The sequence below is a fragment of the Rothia sp. HC945 genome, from assembly GCF_051370785.1.
Classification (GTDB): domain Bacteria; phylum Actinomycetota; class Actinomycetes; order Actinomycetales; family Micrococcaceae; genus Rothia.
Map to the genome: position 1 here is coordinate 1 of NZ_JBFCSN010000009.1, position 658 is coordinate 658.

A 658-nucleotide genomic window follows, 5' to 3' on the forward strand; every position below is an offset into this window, starting at 1 on the left:
TTGCTCTTTTGGTTTAGTTCGACTAAACTAAAAGTACAACGCAGGGGAAGGCAGAACCCCTCAGCAACCGAAAGGACCAAGCAAATGACCGTCAAGCAGGATCGCAAGGAAACAGCCAAGCAGCAGCGCAAGGAGCTGCGCGAGAAGCTGGCCGAGACGACCGAGCGGATCGAGAGCGACCCCCAGACCGCCGAAGAGTTCGAAGTCTTCGCTCAGCGCTTCCCCACCTACTCGGTCAAGAACCAGACGATGATTTGGATGCAGAACGAAAACGCCACGATTTGCGCAGGGTTCAGAAAGTGGAAGGAAGAGGGCCGCCAGGTCCGCAAGGGCGAGAAGGGCTTGCGCATCTTCGCCCCGACCAAAAGGAAGGTCAAGGACGCCGAGGGTAACGTCATCAAAGACGACAAGGGCGAAGATGAAGAGGAGGCCGGTTTCATCATGGTAACTGTCTTCGACATCGCTCAGACTGATCCGGTCGAGGAAGAGACCACCGACTAACGAGCGACCGAAGCAAGGGGGTCGAGGTGGAAGCCTCGACCTCCTTCGTTGTGATCGAGTGAGAAATTTGCGAAAACGGCTTGCTCTTTTGGTTTAGTTCGACTAAACTAAAAGTACAACGCAGGGGAAGGCAGAACCCCTCAGCAACCGAAAGGAC

Annotated in this window: 1 protein-coding gene; it reads left to right on the plus strand. The window is 55.0% G+C overall.

Translation table 11 applies throughout. From position 1 onward, the window contains the following. Positions 1 to 84 precede the first annotated feature (84 nt). Entirely contained in the window at positions 85 to 501 is a 417-nt protein-coding gene (locus AB0Y14_RS12390) for an ArdC family protein (protein ID WP_436589563.1), read from the plus strand. The last annotated feature ends 157 nt before the right edge of the window (positions 502 to 658 follow it).